Source organism: Roseomonas genomospecies 6 (genome assembly GCF_008365375.1).
Taxonomy (GTDB): domain Bacteria; phylum Pseudomonadota; class Alphaproteobacteria; order Azospirillales; family Azospirillaceae; genus Azospirillum.
The window spans coordinates 388,571-412,089 of record NZ_QOKW01000003.1 but is presented as its reverse complement, the minus strand read 5'-3'; the positions used below and the strand labels follow the sequence as shown (position 1 = coordinate 412,089).

General features: G+C 67.3%; 28 protein-coding genes. 16 read left to right on the top strand and 12 right to left on the bottom strand.

Features of this window, described 5'->3' with window-relative positions:
* From DS843_RS06510 to DS843_RS06500, 3 genes are all read right to left on the bottom strand, one after another.
* On the bottom strand, positions 1 to 837 hold the full coding sequence (locus tag DS843_RS06510; protein ID WP_149468055.1) for a transporter substrate-binding domain-containing protein: 837 nt from the start codon (positions 835 to 837) through the stop codon (positions 1 to 3).
* Between the two features lie 101 nt (positions 838 to 938).
* Positions 939 to 1,745 (bottom strand): ABC transporter ATP-binding protein, encoded by an 807-nt coding sequence (locus DS843_RS06505; RefSeq protein ID WP_149468054.1) that lies wholly within the window; start codon positions 1,743 to 1,745, stop codon positions 939 to 941.
* Positions 1,746 to 1,973: 228 nt separating this feature from the next.
* Positions 1,974 to 3,653, bottom strand: coding sequence for a putative transporter (locus DS843_RS06500; protein ID WP_149468053.1), 1,680 nt, complete (start codon positions 3,651 to 3,653; stop codon positions 1,974 to 1,976).
* Between the two features lie 394 nt (positions 3,654 to 4,047).
* Here DS843_RS06500 and ccmA point away from each other — a divergent pair, with 394 nt between their 5' ends.
* On the top strand, positions 4,048 to 4,737 hold the full coding sequence (ccmA, locus tag DS843_RS06495) for a heme ABC exporter ATP-binding protein CcmA (RefSeq protein WP_149468052.1): 690 nt from the start codon (positions 4,048 to 4,050) through the stop codon (positions 4,735 to 4,737).
* Positions 4,734 to 5,399 carry a heme exporter protein CcmB gene (gene ccmB, locus DS843_RS06490; protein ID WP_149468051.1) on the top strand — a complete coding sequence of 222 codons (666 nt, stop codon included), beginning with the start codon at positions 4,734 to 4,736 and terminating at the stop codon, positions 5,397 to 5,399. The genes ccmA and ccmB overlap by 4 nt, the downstream gene beginning before the upstream one ends.
* Before the next feature lie 133 nt (positions 5,400 to 5,532).
* Here the strand turns inward: ccmB and DS843_RS06485 are convergent, their stop codons facing one another.
* Positions 5,533 to 5,838, bottom strand: coding sequence for a type II toxin-antitoxin system VapC family toxin (locus DS843_RS06485; protein WP_149468050.1), 306 nt, complete (start codon positions 5,836 to 5,838; stop codon positions 5,533 to 5,535).
* Positions 5,835 to 6,089 (bottom strand): FitA-like ribbon-helix-helix domain-containing protein, encoded by a 255-nt coding sequence (locus DS843_RS06480; RefSeq protein WP_149468049.1) that lies wholly within the window; start codon positions 6,087 to 6,089, stop codon positions 5,835 to 5,837. Before DS843_RS06480 ends, DS843_RS06485 begins: the two co-directional genes overlap by 4 nt.
* Positions 6,090 to 6,304: 215 nt before the next feature.
* Between DS843_RS06480 and DS843_RS06475 the strand changes: the two genes are divergently transcribed.
* From DS843_RS06475 to DS843_RS06440, 8 genes are all read left to right on the top strand, one after another.
* Entirely contained in the window at positions 6,305 to 7,024 is a 720-nt protein-coding gene (locus tag DS843_RS06475) for a heme ABC transporter permease (RefSeq protein ID WP_149468048.1), read from the top strand.
* Positions 7,025 to 7,067: 43 nt separating this feature from the next.
* On the top strand, positions 7,068 to 7,286 hold the full coding sequence (ccmD, locus tag DS843_RS06470; RefSeq protein ID WP_014238691.1) for a heme exporter protein CcmD: 219 nt from the start codon (positions 7,068 to 7,070) through the stop codon (positions 7,284 to 7,286).
* Complete coding sequence (gene ccmE, locus DS843_RS06465) at positions 7,283 to 7,738, top strand: cytochrome c maturation protein CcmE (protein WP_149468047.1); 456 nt, start codon at positions 7,283 to 7,285, stop codon at positions 7,736 to 7,738. The genes ccmD and ccmE overlap by 4 nt, the downstream gene beginning before the upstream one ends.
* A gap of 55 nt (positions 7,739 to 7,793) precedes the next feature.
* Positions 7,794 to 9,785, top strand: coding sequence for a heme lyase CcmF/NrfE family subunit (locus tag DS843_RS06460; RefSeq protein WP_149468046.1), 1,992 nt, complete (start codon positions 7,794 to 7,796; stop codon positions 9,783 to 9,785).
* Between the two features lie 13 nt (positions 9,786 to 9,798).
* Positions 9,799 to 10,335: a DsbE family thiol:disulfide interchange protein gene (locus DS843_RS06455; protein ID WP_149468045.1), complete on the top strand. Its 537-nt coding sequence runs from the start codon at positions 9,799 to 9,801 to the stop codon at positions 10,333 to 10,335.
* Positions 10,332 to 10,832: a cytochrome c-type biogenesis protein CcmH gene (locus DS843_RS06450; protein ID WP_475849050.1), complete on the top strand. Its 501-nt coding sequence runs from the start codon at positions 10,332 to 10,334 to the stop codon at positions 10,830 to 10,832. Before DS843_RS06455 ends, DS843_RS06450 begins: the two co-directional genes overlap by 4 nt.
* Positions 10,832 to 12,244 carry a c-type cytochrome biogenesis protein CcmI gene (ccmI, locus tag DS843_RS06445; protein ID WP_149468044.1) on the top strand — a complete coding sequence of 471 codons (1,413 nt, stop codon included), beginning with the start codon at positions 10,832 to 10,834 and terminating at the stop codon, positions 12,242 to 12,244. Before DS843_RS06450 ends, ccmI begins: the two co-directional genes overlap by 1 nt.
* Before the next feature lie 140 nt (positions 12,245 to 12,384).
* The gene (locus DS843_RS06440) at positions 12,385 to 13,335 is read left to right on the top strand and encodes a DMT family transporter (protein ID WP_286191966.1); all 951 of its coding nucleotides are present in this window, start codon (positions 12,385 to 12,387) and stop codon (positions 13,333 to 13,335) included.
* A gap of 4 nt (positions 13,336 to 13,339) precedes the next feature.
* Here the strand turns inward: DS843_RS06440 and DS843_RS06435 are convergent, their stop codons facing one another.
* Positions 13,340 to 13,765: a YkvA family protein gene (locus tag DS843_RS06435; RefSeq protein ID WP_149468043.1), complete on the bottom strand. Its 426-nt coding sequence runs from the start codon at positions 13,763 to 13,765 to the stop codon at positions 13,340 to 13,342.
* 172 nt (positions 13,766 to 13,937) lie between these two features.
* On the opposite strand from DS843_RS06435, the gene DS843_RS06430 reads away from it, so the two are divergent.
* From DS843_RS06430 to DS843_RS06420, 3 genes are all read left to right on the top strand, one after another.
* Entirely contained in the window at positions 13,938 to 14,342 is a 405-nt protein-coding gene (locus DS843_RS06430; protein ID WP_208852187.1) for a rhodanese-like domain-containing protein, read from the top strand.
* A gap of 1 nt (position 14,343) precedes the next feature.
* A complete protein-coding gene (locus DS843_RS06425; protein WP_149468042.1) occupies positions 14,344 to 14,781 on the top strand; it encodes a VOC family protein in 438 nt (145 codons plus the stop codon).
* Between the two features lie 64 nt (positions 14,782 to 14,845).
* Positions 14,846 to 16,360 (top strand): ATP-binding protein, encoded by a 1,515-nt coding sequence (locus DS843_RS06420; RefSeq protein WP_149468041.1) that lies wholly within the window; start codon positions 14,846 to 14,848, stop codon positions 16,358 to 16,360.
* 28 nt (positions 16,361 to 16,388) lie between these two features.
* On the opposite strand, the gene DS843_RS06415 is transcribed toward DS843_RS06420, so the two are convergent.
* The 5 genes from DS843_RS06415 to DS843_RS06395 all read right to left on the bottom strand — a co-directional run bounded on the left by DS843_RS06415 (position 16,389) and on the right by DS843_RS06395 (position 20,070).
* Positions 16,389 to 17,621, bottom strand: a complete 1,233-nt coding sequence (locus DS843_RS06415) for an argininosuccinate synthase (protein ID WP_149468040.1) — start codon at positions 17,619 to 17,621, stop codon at positions 16,389 to 16,391.
* Between the two features lie 77 nt (positions 17,622 to 17,698).
* A complete protein-coding gene (locus DS843_RS06410; RefSeq protein WP_149468039.1) occupies positions 17,699 to 18,010 on the bottom strand; it encodes a hypothetical protein in 312 nt (103 codons plus the stop codon).
* Positions 18,010 to 18,246, bottom strand: a complete 237-nt coding sequence (locus DS843_RS06405) for a hypothetical protein (RefSeq protein ID WP_149468038.1) — start codon at positions 18,244 to 18,246, stop codon at positions 18,010 to 18,012. The genes DS843_RS06410 and DS843_RS06405 overlap by 1 nt, the downstream gene beginning before the upstream one ends.
* 27 nt (positions 18,247 to 18,273) lie before the next feature.
* Positions 18,274 to 19,443, bottom strand: coding sequence for a dual-specificity RNA methyltransferase RlmN (rlmN, locus tag DS843_RS06400; RefSeq protein WP_149468037.1), 1,170 nt, complete (start codon positions 19,441 to 19,443; stop codon positions 18,274 to 18,276).
* Between the two features lie 78 nt (positions 19,444 to 19,521).
* A complete protein-coding gene (locus DS843_RS06395) occupies positions 19,522 to 20,070 on the bottom strand; it encodes an invasion associated locus B family protein (RefSeq protein WP_149468036.1) in 549 nt (182 codons plus the stop codon).
* 375 nt (positions 20,071 to 20,445) lie between these two features.
* On the opposite strand from DS843_RS06395, the gene DS843_RS06390 reads away from it, so the two are divergent.
* Together DS843_RS06390 and DS843_RS06385 are read left to right on the top strand one after the other, a co-directional pair.
* The gene (locus DS843_RS06390; RefSeq protein ID WP_149468035.1) at positions 20,446 to 21,021 is read left to right on the top strand and encodes a sigma-70 family RNA polymerase sigma factor; all 576 of its coding nucleotides are present in this window, start codon (positions 20,446 to 20,448) and stop codon (positions 21,019 to 21,021) included.
* The gene (locus DS843_RS06385) at positions 21,018 to 21,692 is read left to right on the top strand and encodes a ChrR family anti-sigma-E factor (protein ID WP_149468034.1); all 675 of its coding nucleotides are present in this window, start codon (positions 21,018 to 21,020) and stop codon (positions 21,690 to 21,692) included. Before DS843_RS06390 ends, DS843_RS06385 begins: the two co-directional genes overlap by 4 nt.
* Before the next feature lie 6 nt (positions 21,693 to 21,698).
* On the opposite strand, the gene DS843_RS06380 is transcribed toward DS843_RS06385, so the two are convergent.
* A complete protein-coding gene (locus DS843_RS06380; protein WP_408902064.1) occupies positions 21,699 to 22,298 on the bottom strand; it encodes an RNA methyltransferase in 600 nt (199 codons plus the stop codon).
* A 91-nt stretch (positions 22,299 to 22,389) separates the two neighbouring features.
* Between DS843_RS06380 and DS843_RS06375 the strand changes: the two genes are divergently transcribed.
* Positions 22,390 to 23,511 (top strand): asparaginase, encoded by a 1,122-nt coding sequence (locus DS843_RS06375; protein WP_149468033.1) that lies wholly within the window; start codon positions 22,390 to 22,392, stop codon positions 23,509 to 23,511.
* Positions 23,512 to 23,519 lie beyond the last annotated feature (8 nt).

The window sequence follows — 23,519 nt, the reverse complement described above, 5'->3', positions numbered from 1 at the left end:
TTACTTGATCGAGATGTCGTAGCCGAAGTGCTGGGTGCTCAGCTTCGTGATGGTGCCGTCCTGGTTGGCCTCGGCGATGGCCTTGTTGAACAGTTCCTTCAGGTCGCCGTCGGCCTTGCGCAGGCCCACGCCCACGCCCTTGCCCAGCACGCCGCGCGCGAAGGCCGGTCCGAACAGGGTCATGTTGCCGCCGGCGTCCGCCTTCAGGATGGCGTCCACCGCCGAACGGTCGCCGAAGATGGCGTCCACGCGGCCGGCGGCCATGTCGATGCCGGCGTTGTCCAGCTTGTCATAGGTGCGGACCGACACCTGCGGCAGAAGCCGCTCCATGAAGTTCGCCTGGATGGTGGAGGTCTGCACGCCCACCGTCTTGCCCTTCAGCGCATCGGCCAGGGCGGCGATGGCGGCCTTCGGGTCGTCCTTGGACAGGTCGTAGCGCTCGCCGGGGAAGGTCGCCTTGGCCAGCGGCGAGTTCTTCATGGTGCCGAACATCGACGGTTCGGTGCCGTAGGGACCGGCGAAGGTGATGACCTTCTCGCGCTCGTCGGTGATCGACATGGCGGCCATGATGGCGTCGTACTTGCCCTGCTGGATGGCCGGAATCATGCCGTCCCAATCCTGGGCGACGATCTCGCACTCGGCCTTCATCTTCTTGCAGAGTTCGAGGGCGAGATCCGGCTCGAAGCCGATCAGCTTGCCCGACGGGTCCGTCGCGTTCCAGGGGGCGTAGGCGCCCTCGGTGGCGATGCGGATCTTCTTCCACTCCTTGGCCTCGGCGGCGGTGCCGGCAGCCGCCACGATGGCGCCGAGCGCCAGCGCCGCAACGATCTTCTTCACGGGAAAACCTCCTCTGTTCGGATGCCCTTATGAATGGCTCTTTTGATCGGGCAGGCTCTGAGGTTTACGGTTTTACAGCATCAGTCAAGGGAATTGAGCGATCAGCCGCCGCCCGACAGGTGACGCGACAGGAACTGTCGCACGCGCTCCGATTCCGGATTGACCAGAACCCGGTCGGGCGGTCCCTGTTCCTCGATCCGGCCCTGGTGGAGGAACACCACCTCCGACGCGACCTCGCGGGCGAAGCCCATCTCGTGCGTCACCAGAATCATGGTGTTGCCCTCGTCGGCGAGCTGGCGGATGACCAGCAGAACCTCGCCCACCAGCTCGGGGTCGAGCGCGGAGGTCGGCTCGTCGAACAGCATCACCTTGGGCTGCATGGCGAGCGCGCGGGCGATGGCGGCGCGCTGCTGCTGCCCGCCGGAAAGCTGCACCGGATAGCACTCGGCCTTCGCCAGGATGCCCACCTTGTCCAGCAGCATGCGGGCGCGGTCCACCGCCTCCGCCTTAGGGACGCCCAGCACATGCACGGGCGCCTCGATGACGTTTTCCAGGATGGTCATGTGGGTCCAGAGGTTGAAGTTCTGGAACACCATGCCCAGCCGGGTGCGGATGCGGTCCACCTGCCGGGAATCGGCGGGGACGGTCTGGCCGCCGCGCGCCTTCTTCAGGCCGATGGCCTCGCCGCCGATGACGATCCGGCCCTCGTCCGGCACCTCCAGCATGTTGATGCAGCGCAGAAGCGTGCTCTTGCCGGAGCCGGAGGAGCCGATCAGCGTGACGACGTCGCCTTCGCGCGCCGTCAGGGACACGCCCTTCAGCACCTCCAGCGGGCCGAAGCGCTTGTGGACATTCTCGACGAGGACGGCTTCGGGGGCGTTGGGATTGGTGGGCGGGTGTCGGTGCATGCGGGGCTTGTCGGCAGGGCTTGTCGGCGGGGAACGGTCTGGACCGGCCAACCATGGACGGTGCCGCTAGGCTAGACCGCCGGCCCACTTCCCGCAAAGCGGATTTTGCAGGCCGCGAGGCAACCGGGTGACGGCATGGCGAGGCAGGTTTTTCACCACAGAGGCACGGAGACACGGAGATCCATCAAACCTCCGTGTCTCCGTGCCTCTGTGGTTGATCGTCTCCGCTCACCAGAGCATCAGCACCAGGATCTGCGGCGCCAGGATGCGCAGGAACATGACCAGCGGGTAGACCGTGGCGTAGGCCAGGGCCGGCGCCTCCGACGTGCTCATCGCGTTGGCGAAGGCGAGAGCGGGCGGGTCGGTCATGCTGCCGGACAGCAGGCCGCAGATCGTCAGATAGTTCTGCCGGGCGAAGACCCGCGCGATGAAGCCGACGATCAGCAGCGGGATCAGGGTCACCAGAGCGCCGCAGCCGATCCACAGCAGCCCGTCGCCATGCACCAGCGTTTCCACGAACCGGTCGCCGGACATCAGCCCGACCACCGCCAGGAACATGACGATTCCGATCTCGCGCAGCGCCATGTTGGCGGCGGGGGGCATGAACCAGACCAGCGGGCCGATGTGGCCGATGCGGGCGAGCAGGATCGCCGCCACCAGCGGCCCTCCGGCCAGACCCAGCTTCAGCGGCGCCGGCATCCCCGGAATGTAGAAGGGGATGGAGCCGAGCAGCACGCCCAGCATGATGCCGATGAAGACCGGAACGAATTCCACCTGCTGGAGCCGCCGCGCCGAGTTGCCCATCAGAGCCGCCACCCGCTGCAGGTCCGACGGCTTGCCGATGGCGGTCAGGATGTCGCCGAACTGGAGGTGCAGGGCCGGGCTCGGCACCAACTCCACGCCCGCGCGGTTGACCCGGCTGACCACCACGTCGTAGGCGTCGGCCAGATCGAGCTGCCCGATGGCCTTGCCCAGCACATGCTCGTTGGTGACCACCAGCCGGTCCCAGCGCATGTCGGTGCCCTTCGTGGTCAGGGTCACCTCCGCCGCTTCGCCCAGCAGCCGCTTCATCGCCTCAAGCTTGGCGCGCGGCCCGACCAGATGCACCACGTCGCCGGCCCGCAGGCAGGTGTCCGGGTGCGGCACCTGGAGCCGCCCCTCGCGCAGCATGCGCGACACCATCACCCCGTGATCGCCGAAAAGCCGGATGTCGCGCAGCGGCAGCCCCATGGCCGCCGGGTTGCGCACGGCGACGTCCAGCGTCTCCAGCGTTTCCACCTGGGCGCGGCGCTTGCGCTCGAACGCCTCGGCCTCGGCCGCCGGATCGATGCGGAAGACGGCGCGGATCAGCCCCATGGTGATGAGGATGCCGACGATGCCGAAGGGATAGGCGACGGCGTAGCCCAGGCTGGGCGTGTTGATCTCCGCCGCCGAGGCCCCGACCTCGCGCAGCATCTCCTGCGCCGCGCCCAGCGAGGGCGTGTTGGTGACGGCGCCGGAGAAGATGCCCAGCACCGCCGGAAGCGGCACCCCGCCGATCTCGTGGATCGCCACCGCCACCAGCACCCCCAGACCGACCAGCGAGGCGGCCAGCAGGTTCAGCGTCAGGCCCGACTTCTTCAGGGCGGCGAAGAAGCCGGGGCCGACCTGCACGCCGATGGTGTAGACGAACAGGATCAGGCCGAATTCCCGCATGAAATGCAGGACGTGATGGTCGAAGGTCAGGCCCAGTTCCTTGGCGATGTGCCCCGCGGCGATGCCGGCGAACAGCACCCCTCCGATTCCCAGCCCCACCCCGCGCAGCTTGACCTGCCCCAGCGCCAGCCCCGCCGCCGCCACCGCGCTGAGCATCAGCATGATGCGGGCGATGTCGGGCAGGCTGTTGAACAGCTCGATCAGCACGGTCATGGAAGGCACCCGGTTTGGTTGAGGTCTTTCTCGGCGGACGTAGCTATGAATGCCCGCTCCGCTCCGCCGGGGCAATGCCCTGTTGCGGGCGGGGATAATCTCCGGATCAAAATTTCGCCACTTTCTGGCCCTACACAGATCGAAGCCGCAAGGCACGGTGTGAAACCGGCCGGACCCGTGAACCCCCGCGGCCCGGCCACAGAGCGACGATCAGGGCGCTTCATTGCGGCGCCCCCAGCCAGGCCCCGGCTGGATCGGCGGCCATCGCAAGAACCCCCTTGCGATGGCCGTTTCTTTTTGGTCCGCCTTTTTCCAGGGCGTTTCTTTTTGGCGCCCGGACGGGCTGTGCTATAGCTCCCCCGCCCCGTTCCACCGCAAGAGCCCGCCCGCCGCCATGCCCGAATCCGCCGGTTCCGTTTTCGCCGGTTCCGCGCTGACCTGCCTGCGCGGCGACCGGCTGGTCTTCACCGGACTGGACTTCCGGATCGCGCCGGGGGAGGCGCTGTTCCTGCTCGGCCCCAACGGCAGCGGCAAGTCCAGCCTGCTCCGCGTCATGGCCGGGCTGCTGAAGCCGATCCGCGGCCAGCTTTCCTGGGACGGCGTTCCGGTGTCCGACGATCCCGACGCCCACCGGGGCCGCATCCATTACGTCGGCCATCTCGACGCCGTGAAGCCGGTGCTGAGCGCGGTGGAGAACCTGTCCTTCTGGGCCACGCTGGGCGGCGCCCCCGACCCGCGGGAAAGCGCGCTGAAGGCGCTGGACCGCCTGGGCGTGCCGCACATCGCCAACGTGCCGGGGCGCTACCTGTCGGCGGGGCAGAAGCGGCGCCTCAACCTGGCCCGCATCATCGCCGCCCCCGCCGCCCTCTGGCTGCTGGACGAGCCGACCGTGGCGCTCGACCGCGCGGCCATCGCCCTGTTCGAAGGGATCATCGCGGAGCACCGGGCCGGCGGCGGCATGGTCGCCGTCTCCACCCATGTGGACATCGCCATGCCCGGCGCCCGCAACCTGCATCTGGACGAGTTCACCCCCATCCTCCACGGCGACGAGGACGACATCGAGGAAGAGGAGGACGCGGCATGACCCGCTTCCTGCGCCTGATCGGGCGCGACCTGCGGCTGGCGCTGCGCCAGGGATCGGACGCCACCATCGCCGTGATGTTCTTCGTGCTGTGCGTGGTGCTGTTCCCCTTCGGCGTCGGGCCGGAGCCGAACATCCTCGCCCGCATCGCCGCCGGGGTGATCTGGGTCGCCGCCCTGCTCGCCTCGCTGCTGTCGCTGGAGCGGCTGTTCCAGAACGATTACGAGGACGGCTCGCTGGAACTGCTGTCGCTGTCCACCCTGCCGATGGAGGCGGTGGTGCTGGCCAAGACGCTGGCCCACTGGCTGGTGACGGGCCTTCCGCTGATCGCCGCCGCCCCGCTGCTGGCGCTTCTGCTGAACATGGACGCGGAGGGGTTTGGGGTGCTGGTGCTGACCCTGCTGGTCGGCACGCCGATCCTCAGCCTGATCGGCAGCATCGGGGCGGCCTTGACCCTGGGCGCCCGGCGCGGCGGCGTGCTGCTGTCGCTGCTGATCCTGCCGCTCTACATCCCCGTGCTGATCTTCGGGGCCGGGGCCATCGACGCCGCCCTGAACGGCCTGACCCCGCGCCCGCATCTGCTGCTCCTGGGCGGCCTGCTGGCCGGTGCCTTGCCGCTCGCCCCCTGGGCCGGCGCCGCCGCCTTGCGTCAGGCGGTGGAGTAGGCATCACTCAAGAGCGTTCAGAGCGAGAACGCTGCCCGAGAAAGCCGGAAACCGTTGGACGGCGCCTGCAAAGCGGAGGTCGGCCGTCACCACCGGCACGCCGGTTTGCCGAGCAAGCGCAAGGTAAAGGCAATCATACACAGGGTGATTCAACTCCGGTGGACAGTCGGCAGGCGTCGCCAACCAGATCGCAATCCCGCGTCCACGCGAATGGTCCGGATTGCAGAACGGCCAGAGCCGCCATGGCGGTGCCCTGGTCGATCTCCCCACGCCTCTGATGCTTCCAGAGAATGTTGGCGCATTCGACGAGCAGCAGATCGGGAGCGAGCAATGCCCGTCCCAGGCCGACGGCCTTCGCCTTGTCACTGTCCTCTTCGGCGACGACCCATTTCACCACTAGGCTGGCATCGGCGACGATGGACGACGGCAGGCGCCTCATGGCTCACCGATCCGCTGCGACCGCTCTTCCCGCATCTCGGCGGACATCACACCGCTGTCGGAAACGACACGCCCCCCGAAGCTGGCCCGAAGACGATCCGCGCGCTCCCAGAAATCCTCATGGCTCCCGCGGACGGACCGGGCCAGCGTTTCGCGCACCTCCTCCTCCAGCGACCGGCCGGCGGCGCTGGCGCGGTCGGTCAGAGCCTTCAGAACCGTATCGTCGATATCCCGCACCGTGATCATGCCCATGCCAGCCCCCGGACTTTTTTGCCCATCCCACACCAACGTAGCATGGAAAGGGCGCGTCAACCCGTCGTACCGTCAGTGCGGCAGGCCGCCGCACCGTCCTGAAAACGCCACGGTGTGCGGCCATGTTTCCTGACCAAGATCAAGGCGAAACCCCTCGCGCTGGGGCATCACTGCGCTTATATCGTCCGCAGCACGACCAGAGGCCCATAGGTCCTATGCATCGATTTGCAAATCCTGCCCGTTTCCAGCGCCTGTCGGCGGCGATCCTGCCCTGGACGGCGGGGGCGACCGTGATCCTGCTGATCGTCGGGCTCTACATCGCGCTGATCGGGTCGCCGCGCGACTATCAGCAGGGCGACACCGTGCGGATCATGTACATCCATGTCCCCGCCGCCTGGATGAGCCTGTTCGTCTACGTCAACATGGCCATCGCTGCCGCCTGCGGGCTGGTGTGGAAGCATCCGCTGGCCGACCTGTTCGCCAAGGCCGCCGCCCCGGTCGGCGCCGGCTTCACCTTCATCTGCCTCGTCACCGGCTCGCTGTGGGGCGCGCCGATGTGGGGGACGTGGTGGGTGTGGGACGCGCGGCTGACCAGCGTGCTGATCCTGTTCTTCCTCTATCTGGGCTACATGGCGCTGGTGAACGCCTTCGACGACCCGCAGCGCGGGACGCGGGCGGGTAACGTGCTGCTTCTCGTCGGCATCGTGAACGTGCCGATCATCAAATTCTCGGTGGACTGGTGGAACACCCTGCACCAGCCGGCCAGCGTCATCCGCATGGGCGGACCGACCATCGACGGGTCCATGCTGGTCCCGCTGATCGTCATGGCGCTGGGCTTCACCGCATACTTCATCACGGTGGTCCTGCTGCGCCTGCGGGCGGAGATCGTGCAGCGCAAGATCCAGACCATGCGCCTGACCGAGGCGCAGGGCTGAGACGCGGGCTGGGCACGGGGCACAGGCTGGGCCGGAGGCAAGGATGGCAGAGTTTTTCGCGATGGGCGGCTACGCCGCGTATGTCTGGTCGTCCTACGCGCTGGCGGCGCTGGTGATGGTCGGCCTGCTGGCCGCCACGCTGAAGGCGCTGCGCGGCGCCGAGACGACCCTGAAGGCGCTGGAAGGCAGCCGCCCGCCGCGGCGGCGCCGGGCGCGCAACGGAGCCGCGGCGTCCCCCGCGGCGGAGGTTGGTGAAGGATGACCCGCAAGAAACGGCGCCTCTACATGCTGGGCCTCGCCCTGCTGGGCCTTGGCGCGGCCACCGCCCTGACGCTGACGGCCTTCGAGGACAACATCGTCTTCTTCTTCAGCCCGACGCAGTTGCAGACCCAGGACATCGGCGACCGCAACTTCCGCCTGGGCGGTCTGGTCGAGGAAGGCAGCGTGAGCAAGCTGCCCGACGGCCTGACGACGCAGTTCCGCGTCACCGACACGGTGCACACCGTTGCCGTCACCTACCGCGGACAGCTTCCCGATCTGTTCCGCGAGGGGCAGGGCGTTATCACGGAAGGCCGCATGATCAACGGCGTCTTCCAGGCGCGCGAGGTGCTGGCCAAGCACGACGAGAACTACATGCCGCCGGAAGTCGCCGACGCGCTGAAGGAAGCGGAGCACTTCAAGGCGAACTCGAAGGAGCAGAAGCCCAGCTCGTAAAGCCTGCGGCTTCCTGTCTCCTCCTCATTCCGTTCTTTTAGGGAGCATCGGGCCCGTGATTCCCGAACTCGGCCATTACGCGCTGGTGCTGGCGCTGTTCGTGGCGCTGGTGCAATCCGGCGTTCCCCTGGTGGGCGCCGCCACCGGCAACGCCGCCTGGATGGGCGTCGCCCGCCCCGCCGCCGTCGCCCAGATGCTGCTGGTGCTGATCGCCTACGGCGCCCTGACCTGGGCGCATGTGGTGTCGGACTTCAGTGTGTCGAACGTGGCCGCCAACAGCCACTCGATGAAACCGATGCTCTACAAGGTGTCGGGCGTCTGGGGGAACCACGAAGGCTCGATGATGCTGTGGATCGTCATGCTGACGGTGTTCGGCGCGGCGGTCGGGATCTTCGGGCGCAACCTGCCGCCTTCGCTGAAGGCGCGGGTCATCGCCGTCCAGGGCATGATCGGCGTCGGCTTCCTGCTGTTCGTCCTGATCACCTCCAACCCCTTCACCCGCCTGTTTCCGGCGCCGCTCGACGGCAACGACCTGAACCCGCTGCTCCAGGACCCCGGTCTCGCCTTCCACCCGCCCTTCCTCTACGCGGGCTATGTCGGCTTCTCCATCGCCTTCTCCTTCGCGGTCGCGGCCCTGATCGAAGGGCGCGTGGACCCGGCCTGGGCGCGCTGGGTGCGGCCCTGGACGCTGGCCGCCTGGTCCACCCTGACCGCCGGCATCGCGCTCGGCTCCTGGTGGGCCTATTACGAGCTGGGCTGGGGCGGCTGGTGGTACTGGGACCCGGTCGAGAACGCCTCCTTCATGCCCTGGCTGGCCGGCACGGCGCTGCTGCATTCCGCCATCGTGGTGGAGAAGCGCGACGCGCTGAAGACCTGGACCATCCTGCTGGCGATCATCACCTTCTCGCTGTCGCTGATGGGCACCTTCCTGGTGCGGTCGGGTATCCTGACCTCGGTCCATGCCTTCGCGGTGGACCCGGCGCGCGGCGTCTTCATCCTGGTCCTGCTGGCCATCGCCACCGGCGGTTCGCTGCTGCTCTATTCCGTGCGGGCGCCCAGCCTGAAGACCGGCGGCCTGTTCGCCCCGGTCAGCCGCGAGGGTTCGTTGGTGCTGAACAACCTGCTGCTGTCCACCGCGACGGCGACGGTCTTCATCGGCACGCTCTACCCGCTGTTCCTCGACGTTCTGGACCTGGGCAAGGTGTCGGTCGGCCCGCCCTTCTTCAACGCCACCTTCATCCCGGTCGCCATTCCCATGGTGATCGCCATGGTGGTCGGTCCCTTCCTGGCCTGGAAGCGCGGCGACCTTCTGGGCGCCCTGACCCGGCTGTGGTCGGCGGCGGTGGCGACCGTGGCCTGCGTCGCCATCGCCGCCTACATCACCAACGGTGGCGGCCCGCTGCTGGCGCTGGTCGGGATCGGGCTGGCCGCCTGGGCCTTCTTCGGCTCGCTGGCCGAATTCGCGGAGCGCATCCGCCTGTTCCGCATCCCCGCGAAGGACAGTTGGAACCGCGCGGTCAACCTGCCGCGCAGCGCCTGGGGCATGACCATCGCCCACGCCTCCATGGGCATCGCCATCGCCGGCATGACCGGCACCTCGGCCTGGCAGAGCGAGACCATCCAGGCGATGAAGCCGGGCGACAACGCCACGGTCGGCGCCTACGCCGTGCATTTCGACCGCGTCGGCACGGTGCAGGGGCCGAACTACAGCGCCGAGCAGGGCGTCTTCACCGTCACCCGCGACGGGAAGCACATCGCCACCCTGACGCCGCAGCGCCGCAGCTATCCGGTCACCCGCATGACGACGACCGAAGCGGCGATCCACACCACCTGGCTGTCCGACGTCTATGTGGCGCTGGGCGACCCGGCGCAGAACGGCACGGCCTGGACCGTGCGCCTGTACCACCACCCGCTGGTGCCGTGGATCTGGATCGGCTCGCTGGGGATGATGATGGGCGGGCTGGTCAGCCTGTCCGACCGCCGCTTCCGCGTCGGCGCCCCGGAACGCCGCCGTGCCGCCAAGGGCACGCTTCAGCCCGCCGAGTGAGGACACGCCTGCGATGCGCCGCCTGATCTATCTGTTGCCGCTGCTGCTGTTCGTCGGTGTCGGCGTGGCCTTCCTGCGGGGGTTCGACCGCGACCCGCGCGACATCCCCTCCGCCCTGATCGACAAGCCGGCGCCGGAATTCTCCCTGCCGCCGCTGCCGGGCTACAAGGAGGGGCTGTCCAACGCGACGCTGAAGGGCGACGTCACGCTGGTGAACGTCTTCGCCTCCTGGTGCATCCCCTGCAAGGCGGAACACCCGATCATCACCCGGCTCGCCCGCGAGCAGGGCGTGACGGTGCGCGGCATCAACCACAAGGACAAGGCCGAGGACGCCATCGCCTGGCTGAAGCGCAACGGCGACCCCTACGCCAGCATCGGCGTCGATCTGGACGGGCGCGCGTCCATCGACTGGGGGGTCTACGGCGTGCCGGAGACCTTCCTCCTCGACCGCCAGGGCCGCATCCGCTTCAAGCATGTCGGCCCCCTGACCCCGCAGGTGGTGGACGAGCAGATTCTTCCCATGGTCAAGCATTTGAGGAGCGCGTCGTGAGAGCCCTCCTTCCCTCGGTTTTGATGGGCGCCCTGCTGGCCCTGACCCCGGTCGCCGCCTCCGCCGTCCAGCCCGACGAGGTTCTGAAGGACCCGGCGCTGGAAGGCCGCGCGCGGGAGATCAGCAAGGATCTGCGCTGCCTCGTCTGCCAGAACCAGTCGATCGACGATTCCAACGCCCCGCTCGCCCGCGACCTGCGCGTTCTGGTGCGCGAGCGGCTGGAGGCCGGCGACAGCAACGCGCAGGTGCTGAGCTTCGTCACCGACCGCTACGGCGACTATGTGCTGCTTCGCCCGCCCTTCAAGGCGACGACGCTGTTCCTGTGGATCGGCCCCTTCGTGATCCTGGCCATCGGCGGCGTCGCCACGGCCCTGTACCTGCGCGGGCGCAAGGGCGCCGCCGCCGACGGCCCGATGGTCGTGGGCGGCGACACCGCCCCGCTGACCGAGGACGAGCGGAGGCGCCTGGACGCCCTGCTCCGTAAGGACAAAGCCTGATGCTGTTCTGGATCGTCGCCGCCGCGATGACGGCGGGCGTGGTGCTGCTGATCGTGCCGCCGCTGCTGAAGAAGCCCCGCGGGGCCGGTGAGGACCGCGCCGATTACGACCTGGAGGTCTACCGCGACCAGTTGAGCGAACTGGAGCGCGACCAGGGCCGCGGCCTGATCAGCGAGGCGCAGGCCGCCGCCGCCCGCGCCGAGATCGGGCGCCGCATGCTGGCCATCGCCGAGCACGGGAAGGCGGGCGCGAAGGCCAAGACCGCCACCTCCGCCCGCGCGCCGCGCAGCGCCCCCCGCAGCGCCATGGCGCTGGCCGCCCTGCTGGCCGTCCTGCTGCCGCTCGGCGCGCTGGCCGTCTACGGCAAGCTGGGCCGCCCGGAACTGCCGGCGCAGCCTCTGGCCTCCCGCAACCTGGACCATGAGCGCGGCGGGCCGCCGAAGAACGTGCTGGCGGCGATGGATAAGCTGAAGGCCCAGCTCGCCGAGACCCCCGACGACCCGCAGGGCTGGGCCATCCTCGGTCAGGCCTACGCCAAGATGGGCCGCCTGCCGGACGCCGCGGAAGCGCTGGGCAAGGCCGTGGCGCTGGCCGGGGACGATCTGGAGCTTCTGGGCGCCTATGGCGAGGTTCTGATCTCCGCCAACGGCGGCACCGTGCCGGAGGAGGCCGTCAAGACCTTCGACCGCGTGCTGGCGAAGGACCCGAAGGAGCCGCGCGCCCGCTTCTACGCCGCGCTGGCCCGCTTCCAGGCCGGCGACAGCAAGGACGCGCTGGAGCGCTGGCGCTCGCTGCTGGCCGAATCCCCCGCCGACGCGCCCTGGGTGCCGGTGGTGCGGGAGCAGATCGTCCAGGCCGCCAAGGCGCTGAACCTCGACCCGGCCAAGGTGATGCCGGAGCCGCTGCCCGCCGAACAGCCCCCGGTCGCCCAAAATCAAGGCCAGGGCGATGGCGAAGACCAGCAGCAGATGATCCGTGGCATGGTCGATGGACTGGCCGCCCGGCTGGAGGCCAACCCGAACGACGTGGACGGCTGGCTGCGGCTGTCGCGCTCCTACGGGGTGCTGGGCGAAACGGCGAAGGCCATCGACGCCGCCCGCAAGGCGCGGGAGCAGGCGCCCAAGCGGCCCGACGTGCTGGTCGCCTACGCCTCCGCCCTGCTGTCGGCGGAGCCGCGCTCTGCCAAGCCCGCCCCCATGCCGGAGGAGGCCGTCGCCTCGCTCCGTCAGGCGCTGGAGGCGGAACCCGACAACCGCGACGCGCTCTGGCTGCTGGGCCTGAACGCCGCCGGCATCGGGAAGACCGCGGAGGCCAACGACCTGTGGACCCGCCTTCTGGCCCAGTTCAAGCCGGACGAGCCCGAATACACCCTGATCCGCTCCCGGATCGATTCGCTGAAGGCTGGCGGCTGATCCCCTCCCGATTGTCCCTTGCACCCCGGCGCGCTTGAAGGGCAGGATAGCGTTGCACGCCGGGGTGGCGCTGTCCCGCCTTCCGGCGTACCGGGGGATGGTGCGCCGCCCGCAGGCCGATCCGTCAGGGACGCGACCGCTTGCCCAACCCCGCGCTCATCGCCGACGATCCCACGGCCAAAGGTCCTCCGGTCCCCTCCTCCCCCGGGATGGCGGGAAAGCCGCTGGAAGGGGCGCTTTGGATGCTGTGCGCCGCCCTGTTCATGGCCATCGGCAACGCCATGATCCGCCACGTCGGCGGCGAGCTTCACCCCTTCCAGATCGTTTTCTTCCGCAACCTGTTCGGCCTGATGTTCATGCTGCCCTGGATCGCGGCGGTCGGGCCGGGACGGCTGCGCACCGGACGGGCGGGGCTGTACGCGTCGCGCTCGCTGACCAGCCTGCTGGCGATGCTGGGCTGGTTCTACAGCGTCACCCACATGCCGCTGCCGGACGCCACGGCGCTCAGCTTCACCATTCCCCTGTTCGTGACCGCCGGGGCCGCGCTGTTCCTGGGCGAGACGGTGCGGGCGCGCCGCTGGGCCGCGGTTCTGGTGGGGCTGGCCGGGGTGGTGATCGTGGTCCGGCCTGGGGCCGCCGCCCTGGACCCCACGCTGCTGGTCATGCTTCTGCATTGCGCCGCCGCCGCCGCCACGACGCTCCAGGTGCGGGCGCTGGCGAGTTCGGACGGGGTGATGGTGGTCGTCGCCTATATGGGGCTGTTCCTGACCCCGATGGCGCTGGTGCCGGCCCTGTTCGTCTGGGAATGGCCGACATGGACGGCGCTCGGCTGGCTCGTCCTGCTGGGGGGTATGATGACCCTGTCGCAACTGGCGCTGACCCGCGCCTTCAAGCTGGCGCCGGCCTCCGCGATGATGCCCTACGACTACGCCCGCCTGCCCTTCACCGCTCTGCTCGCCTGGCCGCTGTTCGGGGAGGCGATGGATGTCTGGGGCTGGGCCGGCGCCGGGGTGATCGCGGCCTCCGCCCTCTACACCGCACACCGCGACGCCGCGCAGTCGCGCAGCGAACGGGCGGCGGCCAAACCGTGAGCCGTCAGTGGCCCGCCGGGGAGCCCGCCGGGTCCTTCATCCGCTGCTCCTTGCGCAGGGTGGCGCGGGCGCGGTCGTGATGCTCGGGCCGCAGGTTGCTTCGCACGGCCTGGACGGCGGTCGCCAGGACCGCCGCGTCGTCCACGAAGCCGACCGCGATCAGCCAGTCCGGAATGGAATCCGCCGGCAGCACGAAATAGGCCAGCGCCGCCATCAGGATCGCCTTCGCCTTGAAGGGCGTCTGTGGATCGGTCGCGCAGAAGAAGGCGGCCAGCGCCTGTTCCAGGAAGGGGACGCGGTGCAGGTTGGCGCGCAGCGTGTTCCAGAAGCGGCGGCGGACGTAGCGCTCGTTCCGCTCCACACGGATCGGATCGATGACGGCGGGCAAGGCGCCGGCGGCTTCGGTGGTCCCGTCGGTGGCGGTCTGCATGGCTTTCCCTGGGCTCCCCCTGGCCGCGCCGCCCGGCCCGAGGTGGATGGCCCGAGGTGGACGGAACAGGCGGCCTGTTGCACAGTTGCGTAGAGCCACAACAGCGCAGACGCGCCAACGGTCCCGCCAAGGGTCCGAAAACGGCCAAAGGTCCCAAAAGGAGGAAACCGCCATGGCGATGAAGAAGGGCTACAAGGAGCTTCTGTCCGAGGCCAACGGCCGCATCCAGGCGATCACGCCGAAGGAGGCGCTGTCCCTGCACGGCGACCCGGACGTGGTCTTCGTGGACATCCGCGACCCGCGCGAACTGACGCGCGACGGCATGATCCCCGGCGCCTTCCCGGCCACCCGCGGGATGCTGGAATTCTGGGTGGACCCGGACAGCCCCTATCACAAGCCGGTCTTCGCGTCGGGCAAGCGCTTCGTCTTCTACTGCGCCAGCGGCTGGCGTTCGGCGCTCGCCACCGACACCGTGCAGTCGATGGGGCTGGAGAACGTCTGCCACCTCGACGGCGGCTTCAAGGCCTGGAAGGAGGCCGGATTGCCGGTCGCCACGCCCGAACGCAAGGAGGGCTGACATGGAGCAGAGAGTCAGCCTGATCACGCTGGGCGTCGCCGACCTCGCGCGCAGCCGCCGCTTCTACGAGGAGGGGCTGGGCTGGACCCCCTCCCCCGTCAGCCAGGACGCCATCGCCTTCTACCAGTTGGGCGGCATCGCGCTCGCCCTCTACGGGCGGGAGGCGCTGGCCGAGGACGCGCATCTGGCGGAGTCCGGCCCGACCTCGGGCTTCGGCGGCATCACTCTGGCCCACAACCTGCGCAGCAAGGCGGAGGTGGACGCCGTGATGGCCCAGGCCGAGCGGGCCGGCGGGCGCATCCTGAAACCGGCGCAGGACGTCTTCTGGGGCGGCTACAGCGGCTATTTCGCCGACCCGGACGGCCACCCCTGGGAGGTCGCCTGGAACCCCTTCGCCGTGGTGGCGGAGGATGGGAGCTTCCGGCTGGAGTCACAATAGATCACGATCTTGATTTTTCCTCAGGCCGGGACGATACTTCGATCAGGATTCTGATCGAGGTGCGATGATGCGCGAAGTTACTGAGAATGAAGTCCGGCTGCGTCTACGACTCGACAATCCGTGGTGGCGCGAGGGGAAGGTAGATGAGTACCTCGCTCCACCAATCCGCCGTGCGCACTTCGAGCCATTCTTTAAATTGGTAACCAATCGGGAGGTAAATCGTGCTGTGGTCTTAATGGGACCACGTCGCGTTGGAAAGACAGTGCTGATCCGGCAAACCATCGACCAACTCATCAAGGATGGTACCAATCCCAAGGACACGCTTTACTTGTCTCTTGATACGCCAGTTTACACTGGTCTTGGACTTGAAAATATTCTACGCATCCAGTGGAGCGAAGACGAAATTCTTGACCGTTGCCCACGCTGGGTCTTCTTTGATGAGGTGCAATATCTGCGCGATTGGGAGCGCCACTTAAAATCCTTAGTAGATTCATTGCCCCACATCCGTTTCGTGGTTTCTGGCTCTGCCGCTGCCGCTCTGCGATTGAAGAGCACGGAGTCCGGCGCTGGCCGATTCACCGATTTCATGCTGCCCGCCTTGGCGTTCTGTGAATACATGAATTTCATCGGCATAACCTCTATCAAGGACATCCCTATCGATATTTTGAATAAGCATTTTTTTGACTACATTAATTTCGGCGGGTTCCCCGAAGTTGTTCTAAACAATGAAATTAAAGGCAACATAACCCGCTTTGTGAAAGAAGATATTCTTGACAAGGTGCTTCTGCGAGATCTTCCAGCGCTTTATGGGGTGGATAATATTCAGGAGCTTAATCACCTTTTCACTGTTCTAGCATACAACACCTCTGAGGAGGTTAGCTATGACGGCCTATCGCAATCTTCAGGACTTGCGAAAAACACCGTTCGAAAGTACGTGGAGTATTTAGAGGCTGCATTCTTGATAATTAAACTTCCACGCATTGATCAAAACGCCAAACGTTTCAAACGAGAAACCCATTTCAAAGTGCATTTAGCAAACCCATCAATCCGTGCTGCGCTTTTCGGGGAAGTCAAGCAAGACGATGAAATTGCGGGTAATCTTGTGGAAACAGCCATTACCGCGCAAATTCAACATGGCAATAATCTGGACGGCTTTAGGTACGCTCGCTGGCAAGCAGGTGAGGTCGACCTAATAAACCTTAATGGCGAGGTAAATTTTCGCATAAAAAGGAAGGATGATGAAGATGAAACAGACCATGAAGAGCGTAAACCTATAAAAATAAAGTCCATAAATTCATTTGAAATCAAGTGGTCCGACAGATTTGAGGAAAGGCCAAGCGAATTGAAGCAAATATTTGAATTCAACAAAAAGAATAAATGCTTCATATCAACATGCACAACGAAAACAAAGAAAAGTTACAAGTTTGTTGAAAAGGGGTGGATTTTGTTTTTCGTGCCAGCAGCCGGACTATGTTACGACTTCAGCAGCAGCGCAACCCAAGACCCGCTAAATTCGCTCAACTCAAAAGTCATTCGCGAAATTATTGAGCAATCAGAAAGTCAAGGCGCCAAGGAATAACCTTGGCGCCATTGACAAACAGGGTGCGTTACACCTTCGCCCGCGCCATGGCGCCCAGGCGCAGGCGGAGCGCGTTCAGCTTGATGAAGCCTTCCGCGTCCTTCTGGTTGTAGACGCTGTCTTCCTCGAAGGTCACATAGTCCATGCGGTAGAGGCTGTTCGGCGACTTGCGCCCCACCACCGTGACGTTGCCCTTGAACAGCTTCAGGCGGACCACGCCGTTCACCGTCTCCTGGGTCTGGTCGATCAGGGCCTGGAGCGCCAGACGCTCCGGGCTGAACCAGTAGCCGCAGTAGATCAGCTCCGCGTAGCGCGGCATCAGCTCATCCTTCAGATGGCCGGCGCCGCGGTCGAGCGTGATGCTCTCCATCGCGCGGTGGGCGGCCAGCAGGATGGTGCCGCCCGGCGTCTCGTACACGCCGCGCGACTTCATGCCGACATAGCGGTTCTCGACGAGGTCGAGGCGACCGATGCCGTTCTCGCCGCCCAGGCGGTTCAGCTCGGTCAGCAGGGCCGCCGGGGACAGCGCCTTGCCGTCGATCGCCACCGCGTCGCCGCGCTTGAACTCGACCTCGACGTAGGTCGGGGTGTCCGGGGCCTTCTCCGGGGCGACGGAGCGGGTGTACATGTCCTCGAACGGCTCGACCCACGGGTCCTCCAGCGCCTTCCCCTCGTAGGAGATGTGCAGGAGGTTGGCGTCGGTGGAGTACGGGGCCTCGCCGCGCTTGTCCTTGGCGATCGGAATCTGGTTCTTCTCGGCGTAGTCGATCAGCCGGGTGCGGCTGTTCAGGTCCCACTCGCGCCACGGGGCGATGATCTTGATGTCCGGGCGGAGCGCGTAGTAGCCCAGCTCGAAGCGGACCTGGTCGTTGCCCTTGCCGGTGGCGCCATGGGCCACGGCGTCGGCGCCGACCTGGTTGGCGATCTCGATCTGGCGCTTGGCGATCAGCGGGCGCGCGATCGAGGTGCCGAGCAGGTAGGTGCCCTCATAGAGGGTGTTGGCGCGGAACATCGGGAACACGAAGTCCCGCACGAATTCCTCGCGCAGGTCGTCGATGAAGATGTTTTCCGGCTTGATACCCAGAAGCTCGGCCTTCTTGCGCGCCGGCTCCAGCTCCTCGCCCTGGCCGAGGTCGGCGGTGAAGGTCACCACCTCGCATTGATAGGTTTCCTGAAGCCACTTCAGGATCACCGAAGTGTCGAGGCCGCCCGAATAGGCGAGCACCACTTTCTTGATCTGTTTGCCGGACGCACCGCTCATGGGACTACTCACGCGGGTGGGAAAGATATCGGTGCCGGACAGTAGCCCTACGGCAGATGCGAATCAATCGGTCCCGCTCAGTCCGTCCCGGCGTCCGCTGCAACGGTGGTCTCCGCCGCAGGGCGGGCGGGCGTCCGGTCCACGAAGGGCCAGCGGATGTAGGCGTAGAGCCAGATCGCCAAGATGTCCGCCCCGTTGATGAGCAGAACCAGAGCCCACAGCGGGCTGCGCCCGCCCTTGGCCAGCACCCAGCCGCCGAAGATCAGCTTCAGCATCAGCAGGATCGCCATGACCAGATTGGCCGTCCACGGATCGGTGGACATGATCGCCGACCAGGGCTGCCAGTAGACGGCGTTCAGCAGGCCGACGATCGGCTCGAACGTCTCCATCACGCGGCCCTCCGCGTCTTGCGCGGCGGCGCCGGGCCGTCCGCCAGGACGCGCGCCGGCCAGCGCCGCATCGTCAGCAGACCCAGCACGCCGACCAGACCGACCACCGGCACGAAGATCACCAGCGCCCACCAGGGCGAAAAGCCCGCCCGGCGGAAGATGCGCATCAGCGGCCAGACCGCCGCCGCGTTGAACAGGAACAGGACGAGGCCGGGATCGACGGCGAACTCAGGCACGGAACACTCCCAGGGATAGGACCGGCCTCAACCGGCCAGAGCCGCGTCCTTCTCGGCCAGCACCTTCTCGATGGCGGCGCGGTCGGCGGCGGACAGGCGGACGGACGCGCTCTTCAACTGGCCGCAGGCGGCCATGATGTCCTCGCCGCGGGTGGTGCGGACGGGACTGGCGTAGCCGGCGTTGTTGACGATGTCGCCGAAGACCTGGATCGCCCGGTCGGTCGAACGCTCGTAGGGGGCGCCCGGCCAGGGGTTGAAGGGGATCAGGTTGATCTTCGACGGGATGCCCTCCAGCAACTTGACCAGGGCGCGGGCGTCCGCCGGGCTGTCGTTGACGCCCTTCAGCATCACATACTCGAAGGTGATGCGCCGCGCGTTGTTCAGGCCGGGGTAATTGCGGCAGGCGTCCATCAGCTCCTTCAACGGGTATTTCCGGTTGATCGGCATGATGATGTCGCGCAGCTCGTCCGTCACGGCGTGCAGACTGACGGCGAGGTTGACGTTCAGCTCCTCCCCGCAGCGCTTCATAGCGGGGACGACGCCGGAGGTCGAGAGCGTGATGCGGCGCTTCGAGATCGAGATCCCGTCGCCGTCCATGACGATCTTCAGCGCCTTGGCGACGTTCTCGTAATTAAAGAGCGGCTCCCCCATCCCCATCATGACGATGTTGGAGATCATCCGCCCGTCCGGCGGCGCCGGCCATTCGCCGAGCGCGTCGCGGGCCAGCATGACCTGCGCCACGATTTCCGAGGCGTCGAGATTGCGCACCAGACGCTGCGTGCCGGTGTGGCAGAAACGGCAGGTCAGCGTGCAGCCCACCTGCGAGGAGACGCAGAGCGTGCCGCGGTCCTCCTCGGGGATGTGGACGCTCTCCACCTCCTGCCCGTCGGGCATGCGCAGCAGCCACTTGCGCGTGCCGTCCACCGACTTCAGGTCGCGCACGACGGTCGGGCGGGCGACGGCGTAGGTCTCCGCCAGCTTTTCGCGCACCGGCTTGGCGAGCGTGGTCATCACTGCGAAGTCGATCGCTCCGCGGTGGTAGATCCAGTGCCAGAGCTGGCGGGCCCGGAACTTCTCCAGGCCGACGGACAGCATTTCGGCTTCCAGCTCGTCGCGGGACAGGCCGACAAGGTTCTTGCGACCGTCGGCGTCAACAGCCGGCAGGGCAAAGGCAGCAGCGTGATTGGAGGCGCTCATGGCCCCCTAGATAGGGCCACGAGCGTCCGGAGTCAAAAGACGAAACGACGGAAGACCAAGTGAAAAGAGCAGCGCTGCTCAGCGCTTCACGCCGCAGGCCTGGTTGATGGCGTCGTAAGCCTGGGCGAAGCCGTCGGTGCCGTAGGTGTCGGTGGTCTTCGTGCCGCGGGCCGAAACGCCCTTCACCACCATGGACTTGCCCTTGGCGTCGCGGATCGCGGCGGTGATCGCCTTGTCGGTCTCCGCGTCGCGCGCCCAGGCGGTTTCGCCGTCGGTGAACAGCTTGAAGGACTTGCCGCCCACCTCCACCGTGGACTCGCTGTCCTTCTTCAGGGGATAGCCGACGACGACGCTGACGACGTCCAGCGTCTTTTCCGCCGGGCGGTGGGTGACCAGCACATAGATGTCCCCGCGCTTGGCCGCGGCGGGTTCCTTCTTCTTGGGCTGGCTGGACAGGTAGCAGACCTTGTGCCCGCCTTCGTCGAAGGCGAAGGCGTTCCAGTCCTTGAAGGTCCCCAGCAGGCGCGGGTCGGCGGCGGACGCGGTGGTGATCGTCGCGGCGAGGATCGGACCGGCCAGAAGCAGAGCGGCGCCGGCGGTGCGACGGATGGTGCGGATGGGCAACATCGGTTGGCGGAGGCTCGAATGGTTTCACGGACGGGTTCGGGAACGGGTCGGACCCTACCCCAATTCGGTGTGGCTTTCCAGGGCCGCCGCCCGTCTCCGGCGGCGAAGTCACGGGTTGTCGCAGCGGCCGCTCCTGCAATCGACCCGCACATTCGATTCGAATGCCGGTGATCCGATGGGCCGCCGGGTGCGTAGAAGACCCATCGAAAGCAGGACCAAACGCCGCACCCACCCATGATTCCACTGGCCGCCCGCCCACACGACCGTCCATGCGACACCGGGAAGCGCCAAACACGCTTTGCAGCGGAGCGCTCCGCGCACCATCTGTTGCGGGGCTTGTCCCCGTGCACAAAGACGGCGCCCCAGAAGACGTGGATGCAGGATCTCGGTTCCCCAGCCGCCGGTACGGACCGGACGCTCGAAGAGCTGCTGACGGCGGTCGGGCGGGATCGCGACCGCACGGCCTTCGCGGCCCTGTTCGGCCATTTCGCCCCGCGGCTGAAGGCCTATCTGCGCCGGCAGGGCTGTGACGCGGGCGGAGCGGAGGAGTTGGTGCAGGAGGTGATGCTGCTGGTCTGGCGCCGTGCGGAAACCTACGACCCGGCGCAGGCGTCGGCCGGCACCTGGGTGTTCACCATCGCCCGCAACAAGCGGATCGACGCGCTGCGGCGGGAACAGCGGCCGGAGATCGACCCCGACGACCCCACGCTGGTTCCCGGCCCGGCGGAGAGCGCCGACGACGGGGTGGCGGCGCGCGAAACCGCCGGGCGGCTGAGGGACGCGCTGAAGTCCCTGCCGCCGGAACAGGCGGACCTGCTTCGTCTGGCCTATTTCGAGGACAAGCCGCACAGCCTGATCTCCGCCGAACAGGGCATTCCGCTGGGCACCGTCAAGTCGCGCCTGCGGCTGGCCATGGACCGGCTGCGCAAGGCCTTGAGGGATTCACGATGACCGTGCCCACCCATCATCCCGGCGACACCCTGCTGATCGACTATGCCGGCGGAGCGCTGGGCGAGGCGGCGTCGCTGATCGTGGCGACCCATCTGGCGCTCTGCCCCTGCTGCCGTCTGAACGTCGCGGAGATGGAGGCGGTCGGCGGCGCCCTGCTGGAAAGCATCGAGCCGGACGCGGTCGATCCCGCCTGCCTGGAGGCGGTGATGGCCCGGCTGGACGACCTGCCGCCTCCGCCCCGCACGCCGAGGCCGAAGCCCGTCCACCGGCCCGCCGAGGTGCCGCTCCTGCCCGAACCGCTGCGCCGTTACGTCGGCAACGACCTGTCGCGCCTGCCCTGGAAGCGGCTGATGCGCGGCATGGACTGCTGCGACATCCCGCTGGGTTCCGGTTCCGAAAGGCGGGGCAAGGCGCGGCTGATGCGGCTGGGGAGCGGCGTCGGGCCGCCCCACCACACCCACCGGGGAATCGAGCTGACGCTGGTGCTGGACGGCGGCTTCACCGACGATCTGGGGCAGTTCGCCCGCGGCGACCTGTCCGTCGCCGACGACTCCGTCCGTCACCGCCCGGTGGCCGACGAGGAGGGCTGCCTGTGCCTGGCGGTGACCGACGCGCCGCTTCGCTTCACCGGCGCGCTGGGGCTGATCCTGAACCCATTTGTGAAGTTCTGAACCCGATCATTCCTCGTCCGAAACGATCACCGGTTTCTGGATGCCGCGCATGCGGCGGCGCCGTTCCGGGTTGCGCATGATCTGGCGGCCATGCTGGTGATCGCGCAGCGGCTCGGTCGGTCCGCCGACGCGCACCGGGCGTTCGGCGAAGCGGCCCAGGCTGATCATCCGGTCATACATCACCAGCGCGCCGGCCACCCCGACGTTGATGCAGAACTTCATCGGGATCTTCACCGTGAAGTCGCACCGCTCCAGCAGCGGTTTGGACAGGCTGCCGCGTTCCGGCCCCAGCACATAGGCGGCGCGCGTCGGGTGGCGGAAGCTGGGCAGTTCCACCGCGTCCTCGGTCAGCTCCACGCCCACGAGCTGGCAGTCCTTGGGCAGGGCCAGATCGGCCACCCGGTCGTAGACGTAGAGGGGCAGATGCTCCGCCGCGCCCGAGGTGTCGACGAACCGCGCCTCGTGCAGGTCGGGTTCCGGGTCGATGGCGAAGAAGAAGGAGGCGCCGAAGGCGTGGGCGGAGCGCATCAGGTTGCCGACGTTGCCCGGCTTGCTGATCCGTTCCACCCCGATGGCGAAATATCCGCGCATGGCTTGAACAATCATCCGTAATTCCGTTCCGCACATAGCGCGGGACGGTGGGTCCGATGGTGCGACACCTTGCCTCGGGCCTCGGAGAGAGGCAAGCTCTCCCCCCATGAGCCACGACCATTCTTCCTGCTGCGGCGGCCACGGTCATCACCACGGCCACGCCGATCATCACACCCCCGCGGAGGGCCACGCGGAGGCCCACGCCGACCTGTCAGGCCCGCCGGAGGCGCCGATCCTCGTCGAGGTGACGCGCGGCGGCATGGTGGAGTCCGTCCACCGCGGGCGCGCCTGCATCGTCGATGCCGACGGGCATGTGCTGGCCCAATGGGGCGACATCGAAGCCCCAGTCTATCCCCGCTCCGCCGTCAAGGCCATCCAGGCGATCCCGCTGGTGGAGACGGGCGCGCTGGACGCCTATGGGCTGGGCGACCAGGAGTTGGCGCTCGCCTGCTCCTCCCACCATGGGGAGATCCGGCACACCCGCATCGCCGAGGCGTGGATCAGGCGCCTCGGCCTGACCGTGGACGATTACGAGTGCGGGGCGCATCTGCCGACCGACACCGAGACGGCCCACGAGATGATCCGGCACGGCGAGACGCCGACCGCCTTCCACAACAACTGCTCCGGCAAGCACGCCGGCTTCCTGACCACCGCCCTGCACAAGGGCGAGCCGATCAAGGGCTATGTGCGCTTCGACCACCCGGTGCAGCAGCGCGTCCTGGGCGTGATGGAGCAGATGACCGGCCAGGACCTGTCGCAGGCCCCCTGGGGCGTGGACGGCTGCGCCATCCCGACCGTCGGCATCCCGCTGGGCGCCATCGCCTACGCCATGGCCCGCATCGGCGACCCGAAGGACCTGCCCGACAGCCGCGCCGAGGCGGTGACCCGCATCCGCCGCGCCTGGCGGGCGCACCCGCACCTGATCGCCGGCAAGGACAGCTTCGACACCGGCATGATGCAGGCGGCGGGCGGTCTGGTCCTGGTCAAGGGCGGGGCCGAGGGCGTGGGCTGCGCCGTCCTGCCCAAGCAGGGTCTGGGCATTGCCCTGAAGATCGACGACGGCACCCCCCGCGCCCGCGAGGTGGCTCTGGCCGCCCTGATCCGCGCCACCAAGGTTCTGTCCGACGAGCAGTGGGCGCGGGCCGACCGGCTTCTCAACCAGCCGGTGACCAACCGCAACGGGCGTGAGGTCGGCGTGGTGCGCCCGGCGGAGGGGATGGCGGGGTAGAGTGGTCG